At 46.1% G+C, this 22,942-nt stretch carries 21 protein-coding genes; 11 read left to right on the forward strand and 10 right to left on the reverse strand.

Going from position 1 to position 22,942, the window contains the following annotated elements:
* Window positions 1-168: 168 nt before the first annotated feature.
* Both fliD and fliS read left to right on the forward strand, forming a co-directional pair.
* Complete coding sequence (fliD, locus tag V144x_RS27045; protein ID WP_144990147.1) at window positions 169-2,904, forward strand: flagellar filament capping protein FliD; 2,736 nt, start codon at window positions 169-171, stop codon at window positions 2,902-2,904.
* Window positions 2,905-2,953: 49 nt separating this feature from the next.
* Window positions 2,954-3,427 (forward strand): flagellar export chaperone FliS, encoded by a 474-nt coding sequence (gene fliS, locus V144x_RS27050; RefSeq protein WP_144990149.1) that lies wholly within the window; start codon window positions 2,954-2,956, stop codon window positions 3,425-3,427.
* Window positions 3,428-3,568: 141 nt separating this feature from the next.
* Here the strand turns inward: fliS and V144x_RS27055 are convergent, their stop codons facing one another.
* Together V144x_RS27055 and V144x_RS27060 are read right to left on the reverse strand one after the other, a co-directional pair.
* The gene (locus tag V144x_RS27055; RefSeq protein ID WP_144985300.1) at window positions 3,569-3,889 is read right to left on the reverse strand and encodes a branched-chain amino acid aminotransferase; all 321 of its coding nucleotides are present in this window, start codon (window positions 3,887-3,889) and stop codon (window positions 3,569-3,571) included.
* A gap of 139 nt (window positions 3,890-4,028) precedes the next feature.
* On the reverse strand, window positions 4,029-4,307 hold the full coding sequence (locus V144x_RS27060) for a Flp family type IVb pilin (protein ID WP_144985299.1): 279 nt from the start codon (window positions 4,305-4,307) through the stop codon (window positions 4,029-4,031).
* 491 nt (window positions 4,308-4,798) lie between these two features.
* On the opposite strand from V144x_RS27060, the gene V144x_RS27065 reads away from it, so the two are divergent.
* Together V144x_RS27065 and V144x_RS27070 are read left to right on the forward strand one after the other, a co-directional pair.
* The gene (locus tag V144x_RS27065) at window positions 4,799-4,996 is read left to right on the forward strand and encodes a hypothetical protein (RefSeq protein ID WP_144990151.1); all 198 of its coding nucleotides are present in this window, start codon (window positions 4,799-4,801) and stop codon (window positions 4,994-4,996) included.
* 236 nt (window positions 4,997-5,232) lie between these two features.
* Window positions 5,233-5,628 (forward strand): hypothetical protein, encoded by a 396-nt coding sequence (locus V144x_RS27070; protein WP_144990153.1) that lies wholly within the window; start codon window positions 5,233-5,235, stop codon window positions 5,626-5,628.
* Between the two features lie 36 nt (window positions 5,629-5,664).
* Here V144x_RS27070 and V144x_RS27075 read toward each other — a convergent pair whose 3' ends face one another.
* The 6 genes from V144x_RS27075 to V144x_RS27100 form a co-directional block, all read right to left on the reverse strand.
* The gene (locus V144x_RS27075; protein WP_144990155.1) at window positions 5,665-6,426 is read right to left on the reverse strand and encodes a YHS domain-containing protein; all 762 of its coding nucleotides are present in this window, start codon (window positions 6,424-6,426) and stop codon (window positions 5,665-5,667) included.
* A 731-nt stretch (window positions 6,427-7,157) separates the two neighbouring features.
* Window positions 7,158-8,015 carry a branched-chain-amino-acid transaminase gene (gene ilvE / locus V144x_RS27080; protein ID WP_144990157.1) on the reverse strand — a complete coding sequence of 286 codons (858 nt, stop codon included), beginning with the start codon at window positions 8,013-8,015 and terminating at the stop codon, window positions 7,158-7,160.
* Between the two features lie 185 nt (window positions 8,016-8,200).
* On the reverse strand, window positions 8,201-8,947 hold the full coding sequence (locus tag V144x_RS27085) for an ABC transporter ATP-binding protein (protein WP_197993105.1): 747 nt from the start codon (window positions 8,945-8,947) through the stop codon (window positions 8,201-8,203).
* Window positions 8,948-9,015: 68 nt separating this feature from the next.
* Complete coding sequence (locus V144x_RS27090; protein WP_144990159.1) at window positions 9,016-10,608, reverse strand: ABC transporter permease; 1,593 nt, start codon at window positions 10,606-10,608, stop codon at window positions 9,016-9,018.
* Between the two features lie 68 nt (window positions 10,609-10,676).
* The gene (gene lysS / locus V144x_RS27095; RefSeq protein ID WP_144990161.1) at window positions 10,677-12,158 is read right to left on the reverse strand and encodes a lysine--tRNA ligase; all 1,482 of its coding nucleotides are present in this window, start codon (window positions 12,156-12,158) and stop codon (window positions 10,677-10,679) included.
* Between the two features lie 216 nt (window positions 12,159-12,374).
* Entirely contained in the window at window positions 12,375-13,193 is an 819-nt protein-coding gene (locus V144x_RS27100; RefSeq protein ID WP_144990163.1) for a Nif3-like dinuclear metal center hexameric protein, read from the reverse strand.
* A gap of 175 nt (window positions 13,194-13,368) precedes the next feature.
* Between V144x_RS27100 and V144x_RS27105 the strand changes: the two genes are divergently transcribed.
* From V144x_RS27105 to V144x_RS27125, 5 genes are all read left to right on the forward strand, one after another.
* Window positions 13,369-13,560 carry a hypothetical protein gene (locus tag V144x_RS27105; protein WP_144990165.1) on the forward strand — a complete coding sequence of 64 codons (192 nt, stop codon included), beginning with the start codon at window positions 13,369-13,371 and terminating at the stop codon, window positions 13,558-13,560.
* A gap of 148 nt (window positions 13,561-13,708) precedes the next feature.
* Window positions 13,709-14,623 carry a DUF1559 family PulG-like putative transporter gene (locus V144x_RS28555; RefSeq protein WP_197998662.1) on the forward strand — a complete coding sequence of 305 codons (915 nt, stop codon included), beginning with the start codon at window positions 13,709-13,711 and terminating at the stop codon, window positions 14,621-14,623.
* Window positions 14,623-14,964, forward strand: coding sequence for a hypothetical protein (locus V144x_RS27115; RefSeq protein WP_144990167.1), 342 nt, complete (start codon window positions 14,623-14,625; stop codon window positions 14,962-14,964). Before V144x_RS28555 ends, V144x_RS27115 begins: the two co-directional genes overlap by 1 nt.
* Entirely contained in the window at window positions 14,948-16,105 is a 1,158-nt protein-coding gene (locus V144x_RS27120; protein ID WP_232102656.1) for an NHL domain-containing protein, read from the forward strand. Before V144x_RS27115 ends, V144x_RS27120 begins: the two co-directional genes overlap by 17 nt.
* Window positions 16,102-17,313, forward strand: coding sequence for an FG-GAP repeat domain-containing protein (locus V144x_RS27125; RefSeq protein ID WP_144990169.1), 1,212 nt, complete (start codon window positions 16,102-16,104; stop codon window positions 17,311-17,313). Before V144x_RS27120 ends, V144x_RS27125 begins: the two co-directional genes overlap by 4 nt.
* 11 nt (window positions 17,314-17,324) lie before the next feature.
* On the opposite strand, the gene V144x_RS27130 is transcribed toward V144x_RS27125, so the two are convergent.
* Complete coding sequence (locus V144x_RS27130) at window positions 17,325-18,497, reverse strand: glycosyltransferase family 4 protein (RefSeq protein WP_144990171.1); 1,173 nt, start codon at window positions 18,495-18,497, stop codon at window positions 17,325-17,327.
* Window positions 18,498-18,591: 94 nt separating this feature from the next.
* On the reverse strand, window positions 18,592-19,698 hold the full coding sequence (locus tag V144x_RS27135) for an SPFH domain-containing protein (RefSeq protein ID WP_144990173.1): 1,107 nt from the start codon (window positions 19,696-19,698) through the stop codon (window positions 18,592-18,594).
* Between the two features lie 644 nt (window positions 19,699-20,342).
* On the opposite strand from V144x_RS27135, the gene V144x_RS27140 reads away from it, so the two are divergent.
* On the forward strand, window positions 20,343-21,443 hold the full coding sequence (locus V144x_RS27140) for a peptidylprolyl isomerase (RefSeq protein ID WP_144990175.1): 1,101 nt from the start codon (window positions 20,343-20,345) through the stop codon (window positions 21,441-21,443).
* A 243-nt stretch (window positions 21,444-21,686) separates the two neighbouring features.
* On the forward strand, window positions 21,687-22,922 hold the full coding sequence (locus V144x_RS27145) for an aminotransferase class I/II-fold pyridoxal phosphate-dependent enzyme (RefSeq protein ID WP_144990177.1): 1,236 nt from the start codon (window positions 21,687-21,689) through the stop codon (window positions 22,920-22,922).
* Window positions 22,923-22,942 lie beyond the last annotated feature (20 nt).

Below are 22,942 nucleotides of genomic sequence, written 5' to 3' on the forward strand. Positions count from 1 at the left end.
CTTCAAGCAGCAACCTTTGACTAACCGATATAAATTTAGATGCAGTAGTCCGTCGTGCGCGGTCAATGATTAAGGGCCCAAGCGCGCACTAACGATATGACTTCAGGATTTGGCTCTTGTAATGTAAGAGGAGCAGTCGCTCAATTACTCTAAGACAGGCTTGGTAAGATGTCAGGCATTAGTTCCGGTGTCGGTCTGGCAACCGGATTGAACATTACGGAAATTGTGGACGCCCTGATCGGCGTCCAGCGAAATGCTCTCGTGAAGCTGGCAGATCGTGCGTCCGGATTTACCGCTGTTGAAGGGGGTATCAAGACCCTCGAAGCCAACCTGCTTTCGTTGAATTCCTCAGTACAAACACTGGGCCTGGAAAGCACTTTTGAGACGCTGCAGGCCACGAGCTCCGACACGAGTCAATTCAGCGTTGCCGCCAACAGCACCGCCACCGCAGCCACCTATCAATTACAGGGCTTGCGTACCTCATCGAACCATCAAGTCATTTCAAAAGGATTCGCTGATTCCGATACAACACAAATTGGAACAGCAACCACCATTACCCTTTCAAATGGCGGTAAGCTGGATCAGCCCAAACTTCTGGAAGAGTTGAATAATGGTTTGGGCGTTCAACGTGGGAGTATTCGCATTACCGACCGCGATGGTCAGACAGAAGTCATTGACCTGACCAAGACAATTGATATCGATGATGTGATCGACACCATCAATAAGTCAGCCACAACGATTGTCGCCAGTATTGAAGACGATCATCTGGTGATTACCGATACCGGCTCAGGTGTGGGAACTCTTTCCGTCACCGAAGTGGGCGGCGGTCAAACAGCAGCTGATTTGGGAATTTTGAAGTCAGTGGCTGGCTCGTCGTTTAATGGTGACTCCGTCTATCGAGTGACTACTGATTTTAACTTGTCACAAATTAACGATGGAAATGGGATTACGACAGTCGCAGGTTCCGATGACTTTCAAATCACGGCCGCGGATGCATCAACCATCGACGTTAATTTAGATACCGCGCAGACGATTGGAGACGTCGTCGATTTAATCAATAATGATGTCTCTAATGCAGGCAAAGTGACCGCCTCTATTGACAGTAATGGGAAATTAAGCCTGGTTGATAATACCGTCGGTGGTTCTACCTTTGAAGTCACTGCCTTGAACAGCTCATTAGCAGCACGTGAGTTGGGAATTCAGCAGTCAGCTCCCGGTGGAACCATTCTGGGCACCCTCTCTGGTGGTTTAAATTCCGTCTTGCTCAGAAGCCTGAATGGCGGAGTTTCCGCGACGGGAACCGTACTAAACGCAGGTCAGATTTCCATTACAGATGGTGCAGCAGGAAATGCAACCATCGACTTTTCTTCAGCGGAAACTCTGGATGATGTGATTGATCTGATCAACGCGAATGGCTCAATTCAAATAGAAGCCAGCTTGAACGATACAAAAACGGGGATCCAAATCAAAGATCTCTCGGCTCCTTCGGGAACATCCATTGAAATACAAGATGTCACCGGGAATTTAGCCAGCTTCCTCAAAATCGATACAACACTTGCTGAAACAAAACATACCGTTGATTCCGGTTCATTGGATTTGCGTTATGTTAATGAAGAGACATCCTTATCGACTTATGGAAAAAATGGTACGGCGGTCTCAACGGGTAGCATTCGCATTACAGACCGTGATGGAGTCAGCTTTAACGTCGACTTGTCAGACGCAACAACCACTAAAACAATCGGGGATGTGCTCACAAAAATTAATGATGCTGCCACCACAGCCAGTGCGCAAATCAATGCCCGTCTGAATGATGCCGGAGATGGTTTTATTATCGAAAGTACAGGTGGAAGCTCATTCGATGTCAAAGTCGAAGAAGTCTCCAGTGGAACCGTGGCAGCGGACTTGGGAATTTTAGGCTCAGGAACAACCAGTGTCGAAAGTAATCAGACGACAGTGATCACGGTTGAGGCAACAGATACGCTTGATGACATTGCAGAAAAAATTAATGCCACAGGCGTTGCAACCGCATCGATTATTGATGATGGCACGGCATTTAATTCTTCTCGACTCTCTTTGACGTCTGTACGAAGCGGTGGTGCAGGGGAAATGATTCTGGAGAGTTCATTCGATTTTGGATTTTCCACTTCTGTTGATGCTGAAGACGCTCTCATTCGCATTGGTAGTAACCCGCAAACCTCATTTTTATTGACCTCATCTACCAACAGTTTTGACAATGCCATTACAGGACTGGAAATCGACTTACTTTCAACAGGTACTTCACCAGCCACAATTTCTGTTGCCCGTGATACCGCAGGCATTAAATCTTCGATCAATAATTTTATCACTGCATATAATGCCTTCGTCGATGCCAAAGATTCACTCACCAGTTTTAACTCTGAAACGAATGAACGAGGTGTGCTCAATGGAAATGGTGTTGTATTGACAACGGTTTCCCGTTTGGAAGGATTACTGACAAAAAAACTTTCTGTCAGTAACAACTCGATTAAGAGCATGTCTGAATTAGGAGTTCAGTTTAGTAGTAATGGGAAATTACAGCTTAACGAATCTTTTTTTGATCAGGTATTGATCGACGATCCCAGTGCCGTTACGGAGTTTTTCCAGCAGGAAGATACGGGATTTGCCGTTGTCATGGATGAAGTGATCACCGCGATGACGGATCCCTTTACCGGATCGTTTAAAGCACAGATAGATTCATTGCAGGCATCGGCACTTTCATTGAACACACGTGTCGATGAACTGAATTCGATTTTGGAAGACCGTCGCGAACGACTGATTCGCCAATTTACGCTACAGGAAACGATCGTCAATCAATTGAACTCACAACAGTCTGCATTAGAACGACTGCAACTTCTGACTTTTAACAATTCCAACAATAAAAAATAATTTCTACTAAATCGAGTCAATCAAATTAAATAGAGGGGCGATCAAGGAGATGAACGGAAGCGATTATATTGAGAACCAGGTTCTAACAGCACAACCACATCAGTTGCATCTTATGGTGGTTGATGGCGCATTACGTTTTGCCCGAAAAGCAGCACAGGCGGCAGAAACCCAAAATTTTGAGCAGACTCACTTTGCGTTAGACAAAAGCCGTGAGCTCGTTGCCGAACTGATAGGTGGATTGAATCCCGAACAGCAACCCGAGATGGTTGAACAGCTGAAAGCACTGTTTGTCTTTGTATATGAGAACTTAAACCACGCAGATGTTAAACAGGATCCGAAATACATTCACGATGCCATTAAGGTCTTGGAGATTCATCGAGAGTCCTGGTGTGAGCTTATCGAAATCCTGCAGACTGAAACCGTCGAGGAAAAAAAAACGATCCACTCTCCGGAATCACTGAAAGCCCCTCATCATGTTGAGCAACCGGAACAAGTACACCAAAGCCGCTCCTGGTTGACTTGATACCAAGTCATCATGCTGCGCATAAAAAAACACCCTCATCATTTGAAATGATCAGGGTGTCTGAGGTGGAGACCTCCGCCTCGATGCAAGCCTGCTTCCTATGCGGAAAACGTTATCTATTTCGCAGTCATAACGAGACGCCTAGTTGTTGTAACCTCGTCCTTCACGAACAGGGCCACGGTCACAAACGATGTCGTTTTGACTGTCACAGAAATCAACCCGATCATTGAAATCACTTCCAAACGTATAGCCCTTGTGGCCTGAGGCACCGGAAACATAGAAGCTCTGGTTGACCCGACCAAATGCACTACCAACATCTTCCAGTTCCTGGTTAATGTTGTGAGCGACTTCGCTCAGCCCTACAATCATGGCCAATACGGCAATTGTTGAAACGAGCACTAGCTCGGAAGAGATAATAAATCCGGCCTCGTCGTTCATCAGTTGAATCAACACGGTTTTCATGGTGATAGTCTCCAGTTCATAAAGTGGGTATTGGGTTTGTTTCGGGTTTTAAAATCTGCAGGGTTGGTGAAGCCCTGCAGACAGTCTTCAGGAAAGAAAGGACGTTTTGGAGGTTGTCATTCGGTTTTTCAGGGAACAATTATTCAACGTCCCACTGACCAGCACAGAAGTCAGACGAATCGTAAAAGCTGCTTGATTCGGTGCAGGCTTTGTGACCATGTGCATGTTTGAGTTTGAAAGACTGATCGATGCAGGAAAAGGCACTGCCCACATCTTCGAGTTCATTGTTAACGTTTAAAGCAACTTCAGACAGTCCGACGATCATTGCCAGAACGGCGATACTGGAAATCAAAACAAGCTCGGCAGAAACAATGAATCCGGCTTCGTCGTTCATCAGTTGAGTGAAGATGTTTTTCATGGTGTTGGTCTCCCTGGTGTTAAATATGAATGCTTTGCATCGAGTTTTGTGTTTTAAAGTTGATACAGGGATGTAAAGCAAGCTGAATACCAAAAGGGGCTCCGCGCTAAAAACTTTTTACAATCTGTTCAAAAACAGAACTGTAAGTCGTTAACAGGTCATCAGATAGAAAAAACACATTGCGGACATTTTTTTCGGCACATGACAAACCGAGACCAAAACAGAATGAGGCGAATTCACAACGCTTGGAACGGTGAAAGAGGGTTTAAACACGTAAACCATTTATAGAAAAGCAGTTACCACTATGTGGCCTTAAAACAACATGACGCGAAAAATCAACATGAGAGAAAGGTACCTGAAATGTCTCTGAAAATCAGGGGGAGAGGTGTGCCGAAGCACAAAATGCTCTTCACATAAAAGCCATTTCCTGTTATTAACCGCAACAGATTTTAAGGGGGTATTATTATGGGGTCAAAGGGAAAGGAATCCCTATGCGTAAACAGTTACACCTTACAATCTGCTGTTCCATGCTCTGTGTGCTGTCGATGACGGGTTGTCAAATGGCAGGCGGTGATGGGCCAATCACCAGCACACTCGGTTTTCGTGATGTTCCCAAACAGAGCGAACCTCCCGTTCAGTCTGAAGAAGAGATCGAAAGTGAAATGGCTGAGTCGATTACGGACGAATAGATCAGTAATCTATTGGGGATAAACGGCTTCAAATCAAAAAATTTCAAAGAGATCCCTCCATCTACTAAAATTGAGCAAACTGAAAGATTCAGTTAGTCGATGACGAAAAGGGATTCGTTCCAAATCAGTGAAAAGAGAGCCGTCACAAAACATCGTTGATACAGTATCAATTCAAATGTGACAGCAAAGTAAATTAAGAGTGATTTGACTTAGACAAGGATGGAATAAGTCGACAAATGAATGGGCTGCGACTAATTTGGGTTCTTAGTATTACGACCCTCCTGATTGGTACACAATCAGGGTGCCAGGGCATTGCTAATAAAATGTTCCGAATGGACAGTGATGGCCGGTCTCCTTTTTTCGGTTTGGAATTTTATACCAAAAAAGAAAAACCCACTTCCATTCAAAATGTGTCTCAGCAACAACCAGTTGAACTGGAACCGGCAATTTTACAGACGAAATTAGAAGAACCTTCGCATTTCTCGAAGCTCCCCAAATGGTTAAACCCCATGTCGAAGAAATCCTCAAAGGGTGAGCGAATTCCATTGCCTCGTACTGATTTGGCGGATAAGGAAGTCATCCTGGAAGAACCAACAGTGGGTGACCTGGGTTCTTCACTTGAACACTTCTAATGAAAACGCATTCGTTTTTGTGCTCAGTGAACCGAATTACTGGCTCGATTTCTTCTTGCGACGTGCGTCTGCTTTTTTCTTCGCCTCTGCAATGAACGTTTCAGGATCTTCCTCAAAAGCCTGTTTACATCCACTGCAACAAACATAATAGTTTTTGCCCTGATAGCTCACTTGAATCGTACCAGCACCACCAGTCACGATACATTCCGGGCCACCACTCCCTGATTCTGCCAATCGGGTGCCAGCTCTTGTATAACCAACCTCTGCCAAGCGGTAATAAAACGACTGCCCCTGATTCCGTTTCTGAAACAGTACCAATGTCCGTTTTTCATTAAGACGTCTAACGGAGATGCGATAGACCGTCCCCTCTTTATCAGGCGCTGATTCTAAGACCAACGTGTCCTTATCCAATGTACCCCTATAGTCCCGCGTTTTTCCATCAGGCAAGACGGTAGACAAAAGATAGGTTTTCTTTTGCGGATCATATGTCAGTAATGCCGATTTCAGAAATTTGCCATCCGTGATCTGATAGGCGATCCCAGTAGAGTTTGGGTCGAATTTCCAAACCCACTCTGCCTTTTCCGACCAGGCCCCTTTACGGGAATTTCGCTTGATCATCCCCACGCCACGCCAGCCACCAATCAACGAGTTGAATTTGGCGAGTGCTTGTTTTACGACTTTCTGATCGGTCTTCTCTGTAGCAGCCGAAACCGCTGCAGATTGCTCCTCTGCACCCAGTGACAAAAGTAAAGCACTGACACATAAGCAACAAACAATTGTTCGGTTTAAGATTTGCATCAAAAAGATCCCGACTGGACAGACAATTTACGGTTCCGCTGAGAGAATAAACACATGAAGCCAGCAAACCGATCGCGCCGATTCTCGTTTTCCCATCCTAACACACAAATCGGCTGATGCAACGAAAGTTCACCGGGTATTCATCTCCGCATTTGAGTTGACATCAGATATAGTGGATTCTGGATCTAATCAATGCGAGTCTTTGAAATCAAGCAACTGAGCTATGCCAGGGACAAACGATACTTGTATTTTACAATTGAATTTCTCATTCCAGAATTTACATCAAAATAAAAGAGTGACTCGTTACCTTAAAAACATTGATCAGCGAGGACGAAGAGAAATCATCTTGAAGGGCACGAACGAGTCAAGAGGTGACTAAACGTCAACAACGATTGAAAGGGAAGTCAAGTGAAATGAGATCGACGCGAAGTGCATGTGAAACGGTTTGATAACAACCTCAGGAAACTGTGTATTTAGAATTAGTTCACACTATTCCTATCAGAATATTGAAAAACAAAGCGGTTTTTGTAGTGACGAAATCAACAGGGAGGAAAAGAGCACACTAAAAAAGTTTTTCCACGCGCGCGACGCAGATCGCGCAGTTTCGTGATCCGCATGTGAGTGTCAAGATAAAAATAATGACCCAGGAACAAAGTGTGCGTATGAAAGGATTCCCGAAAATGTCAATCCCATTTTTTGTTCAACCGAAACGAATCATGTCACCGGAGAAGTTACTCGCGCGTGAGTTGTTTAAACTGTTCGTTTAAGTCTTTGGTAATCGGGCCTGGTTTTCCATCACCGATTACACGACCGTCGAGGGCGACAACGGGAATCACTTCGGCAGCCGAACCGGTCAGGAAACATTCATCGGCGATGAAAATATCGTGCCGAGTGAAGGGTAACTGCTCTACGGTAATACCCGATTTTTCTGCCAGTTTAATCACAGCGTTTCTGGTGATACCTTCCAGGATACCTGCTTCGACGGGAGGCGTTTTGACAACTCCATCTTTAATAATGAAGATATTATCGCCCGTGCATTCTGCGACTTCGCCTTTATGATTCAACATCAAGGCTTCAATGGAACCGGCGTCTGTGCCTTCAATCTTTGCCAGAATGTTATTGAGGTAATTTAATGATTTCACACGCGAGGACAGTGCCGCCGGATGATTTCGGATCGTCGAAGCCGTCACAATCTTCAGACCGTCAATATAAAGTTGTGGATCATATAACGAAATATTATCGGCAATGATAATCACCTGAGGGTTACTCGTGCGGCGAATGTCCAGACCTAAAGAGCCTGCACCACGCGTAATCACTAATCGCACATAACCATCTTCGATTTTGTTAGCTGCGACCGTTTCATTAACGGCTTGAATCATTTCAGATTTTGTGAGGGGAATTTCCAAACGAATTGCCAAAGCACTCTCGTAGAGTCGATCGATGTGCTCCTGCATCAAAAACACTTTTTTATTGTAGACTCGAATGCCTTCAAACACGCCATCACCATAGAGCAGGCCGTGATCGAATACACTGATTTTTGCTTCTTCTTTGGGAAACAGCGTTCCGTCAATATACACTAAAATCGACATCAGATTTTGTTACCATTCTCAAATTAGGCCAAGACGGGGCTGGCTGGTTCGGTTGGAATTTCCATACTGTTTTGAATTCAGTGAAATCCATTTCAGACAGCACAATCAGATGCAGCGGCTCTTCCATCGACACAACTCAGGCAATACTGGTTCGTCTACAAAACAAGGCCTCTGATCGTTTGTTACTAAGCAGGTACCGAAGCACTTTGGTGCTTGCCTAGTAATTCGAACTGACCTTCTCGCAAACGAACGGTTCGATGTGCCTGCGATGCAATCAAATCATCGTGCGTAACCATGATGATAGTCAGCTGCTCCTGCTCATTCAAGTTGGTCAGCAGTTCCATAATCTCTTTACCGGTACTACTATCCAAATTTCCGGTCGGTTCGTCAGCCAACAGAATCTGCGGCTTGGCAATCAACGCCCGGGCGATGGCAGCACGTTGCATTTCACCACCAGACAATTCCGCGGGACGATGTTTGATACGGTGAGACAAGCCTACCTTTTCAATAATCTCCATTGCATCCTGTTTGAACTGTTTTTTCTTTTTCCAGTATTCCCAGGTTGAATAACGGATCATCAAAGGTGAAAGCACATTTTCCAGTAAGTTCAATTCGGGTAACAAATGATAGAATTGGAAGATGAATCCAAAGACGCGGTTTCGAATTTGGTCACGGGCATGCTCGGGTAAGTCGTCAATCTGTTGACCTTCCAGATGAATCTCTCCCACATCGGGAGTATCCAGCAATCCAAACAGATGCATTAAGGTGCTCTTTCCCGATCCTGACTGACCGACGATCGACAGAAACTCGCCCTTATTCACTTCAACATCGATTCCACGTAATACGGGGACCTTGTGCTTATCTTTTCGGTAAGCCTTTTCGACGGCAATCGCCGCTAACTGTGGATGAGGCATTGATATGGTCTCGGTCATGAATTCATACTCGACATAAACGGGAAAACAACAATCGCAACTAGTTCTTTATCTAAAACACGCTCATACTACTCGTATCGCAATGATTCGACCGGATGAAAACGTGCTGCTTTTCGTGCAGGTAGAATACTGGCAAGCACGGCAATAATCATGGCGCCGATGGCAACCCAGAAGACCATCATCGGTTCTACATGCGTGGCAATTTCCGGGAAATAATAAATCCGCTGATCGAACACTTTCCGACCTGTGATAAAGGTGATAAATTTCTCGATCTCATTAATATATCTCACGAACAGCAATCCAACAGCAACACCAACACCGCTTCCCACGAGCCCTAATGCCAGGCCGTAAGACAGAAAGATCGACATGATTCCATTCGAACTCGCGCCCAGTGCTTTCAGGACTCCGATATCACGCGTCTTTTCGATGGTAATCATGAAAAAGATCGCTAAAATGCCAAAACCGGCAACGGCAATGATCAGAAACAGTAATACATTCAAGATTGCAGATTCGACTTCGACGGCTGCTAACAATGGACCTTGTTTGTCTTCCCAGGTTCGAACACGAAACAAGCCGGCAGGTAATGCTTCCTCCAACTTGCTCACGACCATGGCGGCATCTTCCGGATTTTTCAGCTTAAGCTGAATGGATGTGATCGGTTTAGCACCGCTCTCCGGATCAAGCACCATTCCTCGAACTTCCTGTAAATATTCCAGATTACAGAACACTAAATTACCATCGTGTTCGCTCATGTCGCTTTTGAATAAATCGACTACAGTCGCATTAAAGTGGGTCGGTTCTGGAGGATGCCCGGCCGTCACAGTGCTGATCTTAATATCATCGCCCGGCTTGACGATTTGAAACATTTTGATTTCGCCGGTTTCGGGATCTTCATAAGGAAAACTGACCAACCCATAACCGACATAAACACGTCCCTGCAAAGGGCTACCAGGATCACGATTTTCTTGTTTTTCAAAAGCCGATCCTTTTAAGTTTTCCTTGAAAGGATTAGTGACCGCATCTGCTTTGTCTGCTACCTGTGGTTCAGAATCAAATACCTGATCGGAGGGTGTCTTAGAATCGAATTGAGGAGGAGGTAGTGGCTTGTTCGATTCAGGTCCCTCAACAGGTGCAGTCTGATCATCCAGAGGTGGTGGATTATGATTCCAGCGATCAACCATCCATTGTGCGCGGGTAGTCCACTCTTTGCGATAGGCCATCGCTTCCGGCGACAGTTCCCAATCAGGTACTGAATTGATATCTGTATTTACCAGATATTCAGCCAGTGGTCCGACAGTTGCTTTAGTACCTGGATCGATACCGATCAAAGTAACTGGCTTGCTTTGCCATTGAGAGCCATACTGCACACTGAGCATTGCATAGATTTCAACGGTTGTCGTCATGCCCTCAATATGGTCCCCGACAGCACGATTAATGCTGTCTTTCATATCCTGCGAGATAGCAACGCCATCGAGAGAATTGGTTTCTACGATCACATCCGCCAAAATGCCACGCAGGCGGGTTCTCATATCAGTGCTGAAACCGTCCATCACGCTGTTGACGACAATCATCGTCGCCACGCCGAGAGTCATACTGATAATGCTGGCAAGCGCAATATAACGCGTTCGCAAGTATCGTAAGCAAAGCAATGTTTTGTACATACGGCCAATCCTTTGGCTGATTTTTCCTACCGGCAATCATCACTCATATTGCCAGCTACATCCCTGGTTTATTCTTTGACTGCTGGTTGACCTTCTGGCCTGAGTAGTGGGAAGTAAATCACGTCACGAATGCTGTGACTATTGGTCAACAACATCACAAGACGATCAATACCAATTCCCAAGCCTCCTGCCGGTGGCATACCAACCTTTAACGCTTTTACAAAATCCGTATCCATTTTCGCCATCGAATCTTCTTCCGATAGCCCTGATAATTGTGTACGAAATAATTCTTCCTGAAGCAGTGGATCATTCAATTCCGTGTAGGCATTTGCCAGTTCCATCCCCTGCACGAACAACTCAAATCGTTCTGCAATGTTAGGATCATCCTGCTTTCGTTTGGTCAACGGGCAGATAGACGCCGGATAATCAATCACGAAAACAGGACCCGACAAATGTGCTTCGCAGGTGGCTTCAAAGACTTCATTCAGAATCACATCTGGATGAACGTTATCTATATCAATACCATGCTGCTTAGCGACTTCTGCTACGGCAGCCGGGTCATGTGGATCGCAGCCTGCGTGCTCTCTGACCAGATCATAATACTTTTTGCGTTCCCAAGGTCCACTGAAGTCGATTGTCTGATCTTCACCCCAGGGAAGCTGCATCGTGTCACTAATGGCTTTGACGGCATCGGTGACAATCGCTTCTGTCAAATCCATCATGGTTTCATAATTGCCGTACGCCTGATAGATTTCGATCATCGTAAATTCAGGATTATGAGTTGCGTCAATTCCCTCATTTCGAAAGACGCGACCGATCTCATATACACGTTCGATGCCCCCGACCATCAACCTCTTCAGATGCAACTCTAATGCGATCCGCATATAGAGTTCCATTTCCAGCGTATTATGATGGGTAATAAAGGGCTTCGCTGCCGCACCACCGGCGACTGCATGTAAGACAGGTGTCTCGACTTCTGCAAATTTATGGTTTCGTAAGGTCTGCCGTACAGAATCAATAATCTGACTCCGTGTGAGCATCTTATCTAAAACACCTTCTGTATAGATCAGATCAAGTGAACGCTGTCTTAACAACAGTTCGACATCTTTTACACTATGGTGTTTTTCTGGAGGTTGCGCGAGAGATTTACATAATACTGTCAACTCTTTTACGAACACCGAAATTTCACCGGTTTCCGTACGTCTCAGACAACCATCAATTCCAATCAGGTCGCCCAGATCCAACGTACCCATTAACTCCCATTGCATTTCACTCAAATCGCCGCGGGAGAAGAGTAACTGAATTTTGCCCGTCCAGTCTTTGATATCATAAAAGCGAAGTTTACCCGCCTTTCGACGCAGCATGATTCGACCAGCGATGCGCACCTCTTCGCCATCGACACCCGATTCTTCAGGAGCCTGGGTGCGTGCTTCAGAAATGGGAATATGACCATCAAATCGCTGTCCCCAGGGATCGAATCCCAGGGATTGAATTTTCTCTAACTTTTTAATCCGCTCTGCTTCGAAACGGTTGGGCTTAACTTTGGACATTGAAATCGATTACGTCTTGTGAGCTATTACTTGAGGTTCACGACATACGAAAACACAAACGGTTCGGACTGTATGTCAAAAAGGAGAATTTAAACTACTGAGAGAGGGGGGATAATGGCGAAATCTGCCGATCAGGTCAATGGCAACCGGCTGAGAATATACATAGAGACACATTAATTGACTTAAAATCTTGAATTCTTACTCCAGCGCTGAAGATTATTCACCGTCACAATCCCATTGCAGCGGGTCTGTTTCGTTCTGACTGGCCCAGACTTTCAGTTTTGGAAACTGTATTTGTAACAATTCTGCCATCTTCTCCATCGCCGGTCGCTCTGTGGCATAATGACCAGGTAATATTAGCCCCATGCCTAACGACCTTGCTTCCAGGCACGCATGAAACCGCGCCTCACCCGTTAAGAGAACCTGACAGTCGTGACGGTGTGCGTCGTTCAAAAATTCTGCTGCCGCCCCACAGGCTATGCCCATACGCTTCACGCGGAGATCAGGGTCACCCACGAATTGAAGAGAAGAAATACGAAGTGCCTGCTTGATTAATTGATTCAGTTGCGCCAGTGTCAACTCAGCGGGCAATGAACCAAATCGACCTGCCCCGCTCTCCTCTTTCTCTGCTTGTTCTGCTGGAGAATTAACAGGCCTTAGAATTCCAATCTCTTCTAAACCCAGAAGTTTAGCCAACTGCCAGTTGATCCCACGTTCGGCACTATCATAAGAAGTGTGGGGACTATAGACTGAGATTTTTGCCTGGATCAAGTCCAGCAGAAGTTTACCTTCGACAGACATAGATGTTATCTGCTGTACAGGCCGAAAGAGAATCGGGTGATGGGTGATAATCAAATCCACTCCCTCTGAAATTGCTTCTTCTGCTACGTCTGGTGTCAACGTTAAGCAAGTCAGAACCTGATCGACATTCTGTGCAGGGTCCCCCGTCAATAACCCCACATTATCCCAGTTCTCGGCCAGATCGGGAGGTGCGAGACTCACCAGAAAATCCTTAATTTCATCGATGCTCGACATAGCTTTGCACTCCTGTTGCCTGGGGAAGAATACAATAAATGATCTCTTTGAAAATCAATCAAGTTCGTAGTTTAGATACATGAATATCAATTGATCAATGTATCATACCGCACTATACTTTCCGTAACCAAAGAATATGGGATTCATTTCTTAGAAATAATACAAGGTCAAGACCATGAGTCTAAAAGCACGTTTGATTGCTCTATTTGTCATCGCATTCGGTGCCTGTATCGCTGTGAACGGTCCGGATATTCTAGTCTATCTGGTAGCTCAAGCCGCTATTTCAGGAACGTTTATCACGATGTGCCTGAAAAAAGAACGTGAAATCACCGAGAAACAAAATCAAATGGATCCAGGTGCGGAATAGTCTGCTTCTCGCTAAACTTTGAAAAATGTTTATATCCCCCGCTTGGAGACTGCTCTCAGGCAAGACATTCCTGGTATGACTTCGTTAGAATATTGAGAACTGTTTTTTAGTTCCAACTATTCTCTATATACCTAGAAAAGCCACAAGAATGTCTTTTTTCAGTCCACCTTCCCTTTCTTCCCAAACAAATCGAAGTTCTTCAAAGACCGTAAGAAAAAACGGTTTTACATTAATTGAGTTACTGGTGGTCATTGCCATCATTGCTGTATTGGTTGCTTTGCTTTTACCGGCTGTTCAACAAGCTCGCGAAGCCGCTCGCATGGCACAATGCAAGAATAACCTCAGACAAATCGTTCTCGCCTGCCATATGTATGCCGACTCCAACGGAGGGTTTTGGCCACGGGCTGCCGGCGACCAACATGTCGGCTTCGGTGGAAAGAAACGCTGGCACGGCGAACGAGTTACAGCAGATCCCACCAGCAAATTCCAACCGCACCTCGGACCATTGGCTCCCTTCCTGGAACAAAACGCGGAAATAAAAAAGTGCCCTTCATTTGGTAACTTCGCCGCACATGGAACGGTTCCTAATGCCTTTGAAGGAGGTGCCGGTGGCTATGGTTATAATCAGGCGTATCTTGGAGGGACTGGCTGGAAAAATCCGTTTCCTCTTAGTAATCAAGTGGCAACCAACATGCGAGAAATCGGAAGTCTGGCTCGTACCGTGGCTTTTGCAGATGCTGCTTTAGCTCAGGGCCTTCCTGATCTGCATATTATCGAATACAGCTTTATCGAACCACCTTTTTTTATTGATAACTGGACGCCAACCTATCAGGAATCAACCTTTCGCCCTGATCCCTCAATTCATTTTCGTCATACGGGAACAGTTGCAAATATTGGTTGGGCGGACGGGAGAGTGACCACAGCGCCCATCTCAGGTACCGGAACCTCAGCGTATGGCGGAGATCCCAAGGCGTTTCAAATTGGCTGGTTCGGTCCGATGGATTCCAACATCCTGTTTACCAACAAAGACAAACTGGAATCAGACATGGGGGGCGTTAACTAATGAACGACTCTGTTCAAAATGGAATCGCTCAATTTTATCTCGTAGTTTGTTTTGCCATTTTGCAGGGATGTTCAGAAGAAAGGCCTTTCGTACCCCAGCCTTCTGCGGAATATGTCGTGATTGTGGATGAGCAGGGAGAACCGGCAAATATCTTACTCGATCAGTTCTTCAAACAGAAAGAACATGCAGACGGGGTGAAAATTGTGATGATTGATAAGAAGACCAATGCACAAACATTGGTATCGCCGGCTGAAGCACTTAAGCATAATCCGAATGCTGGTCCTTATTTAATATTTAAACATGATGATCCGGAACGTCCTTTTGATGATATTCCCCATTAGTTCTGGAAAACATGCAATCTGGAATCAAGCCATGCCGCATATTCTTTCATTTATCATTCTGTTTGTATTGAGTCTGTTCATTTCACAAGTTTCCGCGCAAACCGTTTCCACTATAGCGGGCACTGGAAAACTGGGATACGCCGGCGATGGTGGGGCTGCGGTAAATGCCCTAGTGGGTGAACCGTATGGTCTCACGCTTGGCCCCGATGGCGCCTTATATGTCTGTGAAATCAAAAGTCATGTGATTCGCCGCATCGACGAAAAAACGGGACAGATTTCGACGGTTGCCGGTTCTGGAAAAAAAGGTTATAGCGGTGACGGCGGCCCGGCGCTCGAAGCGAACCTGAACGAACCTTATGAAGTCCGCTTCGACCAGGCAGGCAATATGTATTTCGTTGAAATGGTGAATCATATAGTCCGCCGCGTCGATGCTAAAACTGGTAAGATCGAAACGGTTGCGGGTACCGGCAAAAAAGGTTTCTCTGGTGATGGTGGTCCTGCAACGAAAGCGACTTTCTCACGACCACATTCCATTGCCCTGGATAAGAATGACAATCTCTATATCTGTGACATAGGCAATCATCGCATTCGTCGAGTCAATTTAAAAACAGGTATTGTGAATACGTTTTCCGGAACAGGGCAACGCAAACCAACACCTGATGGAGTAACGGTAACAGGAACACCACTTAACGGGCCACGGGCTCTGGATTTCTTTGATGAAGGTTCCGGTAAAGGATCATTGTATCTTGCGTTGCGAGAAGGAAATATGGTGTATCGCATCGATTTGGATAATGAGACTTTACATCACGTCGCCGGGACTGGTAAAAAAGGATATACGGGGCATGGTGGACCGGCAAAAGCAGCAACTTTGTCAGGTCCCAAAGGAATTTCCGTTGCTCCCAACGGAGACATTTATCTGGCCGATACAGAAAGCCACACCATTCGTGTCATTCGAAAAAAGAATGGTTTGATTGAAACGGCTGTCGGTGATGGCAAAAAAGGAGATGGTCCTGACGGCAACCCGGCAAAGTGCCGCATGGCACGACCGCATGGCGTTTATGTAGGACCTCAGGGAAATGTCTATATTGGTGACAGTGAGACTTACCGCGTTCGCAAGTTAACAACAGGACAACATCAATGAAACGAACTCATCCATTTTATCGCTATTTGAGTTTTGCCGCTGTCGCAATTTTATTGTCAGGTACTTTCGAAGTTTCCGCTGGCGAAAAATGGCAGCGTCAACAGCTGGACGCCGCCTTCCGCTCGGAAGGTTCCGCCGCAGCCGACGTAAATAAAGACGGCAAAATGGATGTCATTGCTGGGGACGTCTGGTATGAAGCTCCAGACTGGAAAATGCACGAAGTTCGTAAACCGGGAAAATTCGTTGCCGGTAAAGGATACAGTGACAGCTTTTGCAACTTTGCCTACGACATCAATCAGGATGGCTGGACCGATTTCATTTATGTCAGCTTTCCTGGAAAAGAGTTCTACTGGTATGAAAATCCCAAAAATAAATCAGGGCATTGGAAAGAACACCTTATCTGGCACAGCATCTGTAATGAGACTCCCAAGTTTACAGACCTGACTGGTGACGGAAAACCGGAACTCGTTTTTGGGTCACAGCCTGAAAAGCAGATGGGATATATGGAGATCCCCCCTCCTGAACAGGCCACCAAAAAATGGACCTTCATTCCGATTAGTAAACCCGGCGATCCAATGAAAAACGGTACTTTCAAATATTACCATGGCCTGGGAGTCGCTGACTTCAACCAGGATGGCCGAAATGATGTGCTCATTCCTCATGGCTGGTGGGAGGCCCCCGAAACATTGGGTGAAGGTCTCTGGGAATTCCATCCATTCACACTCAGTGTGAACGGAGCTGAACCTCCTGAGAAAATGGCTGACTTGTATGTAGAAGATCTGGACCAGGATGGTGACAGCGATATTATCGGTAGCTCAGCACATGCATTTGGTATCTGGTGGTTCGAAAATGTGTCTGAACCAGGTAAGCCAAAGTTTAAGGCGCATTTGATTGATAAGAGTTATTCCCAAACTCATGCGATGCATTTCATTGATATGAATGGTGATGGGCAGCGAGATATGGTAACCGGCAAGCGTTTCTTTGCACACAACGGTAGAGACCCGGGCGGAAAAGACCCCGTCGTCATGTACTGGTATGAAATCAAAAAGGGCAAGAATGCGGCACCTCAGATCATTCCTCACAAAATCGAAGCAGGAAATGATACCGGTGTGGGCACTCAATTTTCGATGGCCGATATGAACGGAGATGGTCGCCCTGATATTGTGCTCTCGAACAAAAAAGGCGTGAACGTCCTGATACAGAAATAAGATCTGTTTTGTCAGCGTTCGTTTTGCTTTCGTTCATCCAATACTCGATGATAAATCTCTCTTAATCGACGAGTCATCGTTTGATGCCGGAACTGGTCGGTAAATCGTTCGCGCCCCGTTTGGCCAAAACGATGCCGTTTTTCAGGATCAGTCGCCAACTCAATTAACGCCTGCGATAATGGTTCTATCGACTCTGATGGTAATAGATAGCCGGTCTCGTTTGGAATTACAACTTCTCGCGCACCATCAATATCATAGGAAACCACTGGCTTACCTGCGATCAACCCTTGTGGCAGTACGCGAGCTAATCCTTCCCAGACACTGGTATGCACGACAATGTCCATCGCATGAATTAATTCTGGCACTCGTTCAGGAGGCACCAGACCAACAAAGATAACATAGTCCGACAGTCCCAACTCTGAGATGCGTTGTTCAAATTCGGCTTTTAAAATCCCATCTCCTACCAACAGAAAGCGAACCTGTGGTTGCACCGCGACGACCTCTTTGGCCGCTTCGATCAAATACTTATGCCCTTTCAAATGAAATAGCCGCGCCACTTTGCCAATGACAATATGTTGCGGTTCGATCCCTAATTCCTGGCGGACATCTGCAGGAGGACGAGATGGTGTCAGAAACGGTTCTACGTCCATCCCACTGTAAACAGTATCACAACGATCTTTAGTTGTAATACCAGCTGCCACATATTGGTCGGTCATTGCATCACACACACTGATGAGTCGGTCGCAACGGCGCGCGGCCCATTTTTCGGCTGCAATGTAAGCCCGATAATGAAAAGGAGATTGTCCAAAATGAAAGGCAGCACCGTGAATCGTATGTACGGCAGGAATCTTTAAATGACTGGCGGCAGCTCGTCCCAGAATACCTGCCTTAGAACTATGTGTATGTACTAATTCAGGCTGGAAATCGCGTAGTTCGCTGATCAGTTCCCGATAGGCGCGCCATTCTTTGAATGGTCTGATGCTACGCGTTAAGTGAGGTATGATTCGCAAATCAAAACCGCCTTGCTCGGCCCGTGGGATTAAAGTTCCTTCAGGCCCCGTAGTCGGTCCCGTCATCAACGCAACTTCATCTTGATAGTCCCGATACTGATCTTCAACCGTAAAGAGCGTATTTTGCTGCGCGCCACCAATAATCATCCGAGTGATAATGTGTACGACTCTCACGCAGACACCTGCCTTTGCTCATTATGGCAACGGCACTCAACAATCAATTTCTGTATTACTCTTATCATAATCGAAGATGGAACCAGATGAATTATTAACCCGCTGGTGGAGGCGGTGGTGGTGTAGCCGCTTGAAAGTAACCTGCCAGTTGTGGTACCTGACCGGCGGGGGTCCAACCCGACAAACTGGCAGACCAGACTTGTGTCGCTCCCGTAATCTGACCGCTGGCAACCCCCTGAGCGATTTGTTCAATCGGAAAAGGTCCCTGGGTCTGGCCATTAACTGCAATATGCCAGGCCGCTGGTGGAGGGGGTGGTGTCATCTGACCTGGTGCCCCCATTCCCGGAGCTTGTACCATGCGATTCGCCATGGCAAAGCCCATCCCCAGTCCCATACCTTCAGCAGCTCCTCCACCTGAAGGATTCTCAGCAGCAGACAGCATCGCCTGCCCCATCTGATATTGTTGGAACTGATTCATATCGCCAATCACGCCCATACTGGTCCTCGTATCAAGAGCTTTTTCTACGCTTTCTGGTAACGAGATATTGACGATCAGCAATTGTGGGGTTTCCAGACCATATTCATCGTCAATCCGTTCGTTAACCATTTTTTGCAGCTCGGTCGAAATTTCTGTGTATTTGGAGGCGAGATCCAAAGCGGCGTATTTCGATTCGCCAATTAAATCTGCGAAGGAGCTGATAATGATCGACCTTAACAACTCAGTAATCTCGTCGGAGTGAAATTCGGAATCAGTCCCCACCAGTTCTTGAACGAGAATACGGGGATCATTGGCTTTGAGCGAATAATTACCAAACGCCCTCAGTCTAATGGGGCCGAATTCGGGATCGCGGAGCATAATCGGGTTGGGAGTACCCCACTTGAGGTCAGTAATTTGTGTGGTGTTGACAAAATAAACCTCTGAGCGGAACGGGCTATTAAAACCATGTTTCCATCCCTGCAGTGTTCCCAAGATCGGCAAATTGTCTGTCGTAAGTTGATAGTTCCCAGGCTCGAACACATCAGCTACCTGACCGCGATGTACGAAGAGTGCCATCTGGCCGGGGCGTACAATTAATTGTGCCCCATTTTTGATTTCATTTTGATATCGGGGAAATCGCCAAGCAATGACATGCTTTGAATCATCGAGCCACTCGATAATATCTATCAGTTCCGCCCGTAATTTATCCATCCAGAATCCCATAGTGACTTCCCTTAAATTAATACTGTTCTTTGGCTGCTTCTTGACTATTGAACATATTCAACCAGAACGGCTCGATCACGAAATGCTGTCATTTGAGGTACCATTTGTTTGATTGTACCGCTCTTTAAAGTTCACCTGCAATCAAAGAAAACGCGTACCTGAAGATAAATCGCAAATCAAGTTGATTTGCAGCTTTAAAGCCCGATCTGAGTATCTCGTCCGTTTCCTGGTATCAAAGATGCGATGTACTCTCTGGGAACGTACCCAAGCCGTTCAAGGATTAAAATATTTAGCAGAACCAATATCGTGTCACATCAATCCTTCTTTTTAAGCTCTCCGGAAATGTCTAAACGTATACATAATTTGGTCCATAAATTGATGTTGACCTGTTTTCTTGAAAGTTTTACATTCCTGCCGCGCTCTAATGGTAGAGCTTGAGACAAGGAAGTTTCGTAAATCTTCTGACGACTAAGTTTCAATGTGATTTGAGTTCCGGGACTAACTGATCTCAGTTCAATTCTGGAGTATTTTCTCAACGATCCAAGACCCAAAGGACCGTTGAACCCTGCAAAACAGTTGGTGGGACAGAAAATCAACAATCACATGATCCGCCCGCGTCGGATACAAAAATGGAGATTTTAGTAATGGGCGAACCAACCCCAATCCCGCATGCGACCAAATCAAAGACAAACCCGAAACGTAAAATTCTCTTTTTCGCAGCCGGTACAGGACTGGTTCTTTTTGCAGGCGTGCTCTTGTTTCAGACATTCAACGCCAAAGACGGTTCTGCAGGCGAAGACAAACAAGCAGGTAAAGTGCGAATTTCCGGAGCACAACCTGCTGTTCGCAGTCAACCTGTCGCTAAGGTCGGCAATGTAATCATCAGTGAAGATGAACTGGCACGCGAATGTCTGGCGCTGTTCGGCCCTGATGTTCTGGAAAACGTTGTTAACCGGGCGATCATCCAACAAGCCTGCCAGAAAGCAGGTGTTGTTGTCGAACAAGCTGAAGTTCATGCTGAAGTCAACCGGATAGCCAAGCGTTTCAACCTGGATACCAAGACCTGGTATGATATGTTGCAGGCTGAACGCAAAATGAATCCGAATCAATATCGCCGCAATGTAATCTGGCCTATGCTGGCATTGAGAAAACTGGCAGGTCAACAAACAAAATTGACTCAGGAACAAGTCCAAAAAGCATTCGCTCGAGATTATGGTCCTCGAGTTAAAGCTCGCATGATCATGCTGGATAACCTTGGCCGCGCACAGAAAGTCTGGGACAAACTGAAAAGTGATCCAACCGACTTTGAACGCACTGCCCGCGATAACTCAATTGAACCTAATAGCCGTGCTTTAGGTGGAGCTATCCAACCGATTCCACAATATTCCGACAATGAAAGACTCTGGCAAGCGGCCTTCAAATTGAAAAAGGGAGAAATTTCCGGGATCATTCAAATCGGTTTGAGTCGTTATGCCATTTTGAAATGTGAAGGTCGTACAGAACCCGTTGTCACCAGTATTGATGAAGTGAAAGAGCAACTACTGGACCAGCTCACAGAAGAACAAACTCAGGAAGCTGTTGCCCGAGTGTTTGATAAACTCAAGCGGGAAACTCGCGTCGACAATTACATTACAAATACCTCAACAGGTGGAGTCTCCAAAACTTCGGGAACCAACTTTTCAAAAGGTCAGGTGAATCGAGCGATTCCCAACCCGACACAAGGTTTTAACCGACCTCCTAAATAACCATTTCTCAAAAAATCATGAGAACCAGATCACCAAAACGTGTGTCAGTCCCAGTTTACTGACACACGTTTTTTTACGTCTTGAGAATCTGAGCGAAATTACCCTCGTTCCGCAGGCGCATTTTTAAGGGCAATCGCGTAAAATAGTGAAAGTCAGGTCAGATTCTTCTATCTAAGACAAACAGTGAAGATTCCTGACAGATAGTCGACAAACATTCCTAAGTAAAGAGACAGAGTATTCATTATGCGTGGCGAATCGGAAGTCCCTTTTTCAGACGATGGTTTTAAAATCCCCGTTGCTGAGAGAGTAAAACGTCTCCCCCCTTATCTGTTCGGAAAAATCAATAAACTGAAATACGAAAAGCGTGTCGCGGGGATCGATGTGATTGATCTGGGGATGGGGAACCCCACAGACCCACCCGACCCCCTGATTGTAGAAAAAATGACAGAGGCCGTTTCCGACCCACGGAATCACCGTTATTCCGTTGCTAATGGTATAGCCAACCTCAGAAAAGAAGTCACAGCGCGATACTGGAAGCGATACGGAGTGCGTCTGGATCCCGATTCAGAAGTTGTGACTTGCATCGGATCGAAGGAAGGTTTCAGTCACTTATGTCTGGCTCTGATGGGACCAGGAGATACAGCCATTGTTCCCTCTCCCTCTTTTCCCGTTCACGTTTATGCCGTGATGCTGGCCGCGGGAAATGTGATTGAACTTGATTGTCGTGAACCTGATCAGTTTCTTTCTAACATCGCTTACACTTGCGAACACCTTTATCCCAAACCACGTGTGGTAGTGGTCAACTTTCCGCATAATCCCAGTGCGACGGTCATTGAACAGGACTTTTACGTAGAGCTGGTACGTCTGGCCCGAAAATACTCGTTCATGGTCATCAGTGATTTTGCCTACGCAGATATCTGCTTTGATGGTTACAAGGCTCCCAGCTTTCTGGCGACTCCCGGTGCCACAGAAGTCGGCGTGGAATTCACTACCATGAGCAAAGGCTATAGTATGGCTGGTTGGCGAATTGGATTTTGCTCTGGCAACTCAGAGATGGTACGCGCCCTCTCTACGATCAAAGGATACTATGATTATGGTTTGTTTCAGCCGGTTCAGATTGCTGCGATCGTAGCCATGCGGCACTGTGACGCTGCTGTTGATAGTATCGCTGCAGAATACCAGCAAAGGCGAGATGCATTCTGTGGTGGCCTGGAACGTTTGGGTTGGGAGATCGAACGCCCCAAGGCGGGCATGTTTGTCTGGGCTAAAATCCCCGAACCCTGGTCAGAAATGGGATCCATTGATTTTGCGATGAAACTTCTCGATGAAGGTGGTGTTGCCGTCAGTCCTGGTCGAGGGTTTGGTGAAGACGGTGAAGGCTACCTGAGAATGGCCATCGTCGAAAACTCACAACGTCTCAGACAAGCGGTCAAGCAAATCGGCAAATGCCTAAAATCTGAAGAAATCTCGGCTGAATAGAGTATTTCATACATTTTGTG

Origin of the sequence: Gimesia aquarii (genome assembly GCF_007748195.1) — a bacterium.
GTDB classification, from domain to species: Bacteria; Planctomycetota; Planctomycetia; order Planctomycetales; family Planctomycetaceae; genus Gimesia; species Gimesia aquarii.

Bases quoted from the DNA above. Each gene is read 5' to 3' on its own strand.
- fliD (WP_144990147.1), top strand. From the start codon at position 169: ATGTCAGGCATTAGTTCCGGTGTCGGTCTGGCAACCGGATTGAACATT.
- fliS (WP_144990149.1), top strand. From the start codon at position 2,954: ATGAACGGAAGCGATTATATTGAGAACCAGGTTCTAACAGCACAACCA.
- V144x_RS27055 (WP_144985300.1), bottom strand. From the start codon at position 3,889: ATGAAAACCGTGTTGATTCAACTGATGAACGACGAGGCCGGATTTATT.
- V144x_RS27060 (WP_144985299.1), bottom strand. From the start codon at position 4,307: ATGAAAAACATCTTCACTCAACTGATGAACGACGAAGCCGGATTCATT.
- V144x_RS27065 (WP_144990151.1), top strand. From the start codon at position 4,799: ATGCGTAAACAGTTACACCTTACAATCTGCTGTTCCATGCTCTGTGTG.
- V144x_RS27070 (WP_144990153.1), top strand. From the start codon at position 5,233: ATGAATGGGCTGCGACTAATTTGGGTTCTTAGTATTACGACCCTCCTG.
- V144x_RS27075 (WP_144990155.1), bottom strand. From the start codon at position 6,426: ATGCAAATCTTAAACCGAACAATTGTTTGTTGCTTATGTGTCAGTGCT.
- ilvE (WP_144990157.1), bottom strand. From the start codon at position 8,015: ATGTCGATTTTAGTGTATATTGACGGAACGCTGTTTCCCAAAGAAGAA.
- V144x_RS27085 (WP_197993105.1), bottom strand. From the start codon at position 8,947: ATGACCGAGACCATATCAATGCCTCATCCACAGTTAGCGGCGATTGCC.
- V144x_RS27090 (WP_144990159.1), bottom strand. From the start codon at position 10,608: ATGTACAAAACATTGCTTTGCTTACGATACTTGCGAACGCGTTATATT.
- lysS (WP_144990161.1), bottom strand. From the start codon at position 12,158: ATGTCCAAAGTTAAGCCCAACCGTTTCGAAGCAGAGCGGATTAAAAAG.
- V144x_RS27100 (WP_144990163.1), bottom strand. From the start codon at position 13,193: ATGTCGAGCATCGATGAAATTAAGGATTTTCTGGTGAGTCTCGCACCT.
- V144x_RS27105 (WP_144990165.1), top strand. From the start codon at position 13,369: ATGAGTCTAAAAGCACGTTTGATTGCTCTATTTGTCATCGCATTCGGT.
- V144x_RS28555 (WP_197998662.1), top strand. From the start codon at position 13,709: ATGTCTTTTTTCAGTCCACCTTCCCTTTCTTCCCAAACAAATCGAAGT.
- V144x_RS27115 (WP_144990167.1), top strand. From the start codon at position 14,623: ATGAACGACTCTGTTCAAAATGGAATCGCTCAATTTTATCTCGTAGTT.
- V144x_RS27120 (WP_232102656.1), top strand. From the start codon at position 14,948: ATGATATTCCCCATTAGTTCTGGAAAACATGCAATCTGGAATCAAGCC.
- V144x_RS27125 (WP_144990169.1), top strand. From the start codon at position 16,102: ATGAAACGAACTCATCCATTTTATCGCTATTTGAGTTTTGCCGCTGTC.
- V144x_RS27135 (WP_144990173.1), bottom strand. From the start codon at position 19,698: ATGGGATTCTGGATGGATAAATTACGGGCGGAACTGATAGATATTATC.
- V144x_RS27140 (WP_144990175.1), top strand. From the start codon at position 20,343: ATGGGCGAACCAACCCCAATCCCGCATGCGACCAAATCAAAGACAAAC.
- V144x_RS27145 (WP_144990177.1), top strand. From the start codon at position 21,687: ATGCGTGGCGAATCGGAAGTCCCTTTTTCAGACGATGGTTTTAAAATC.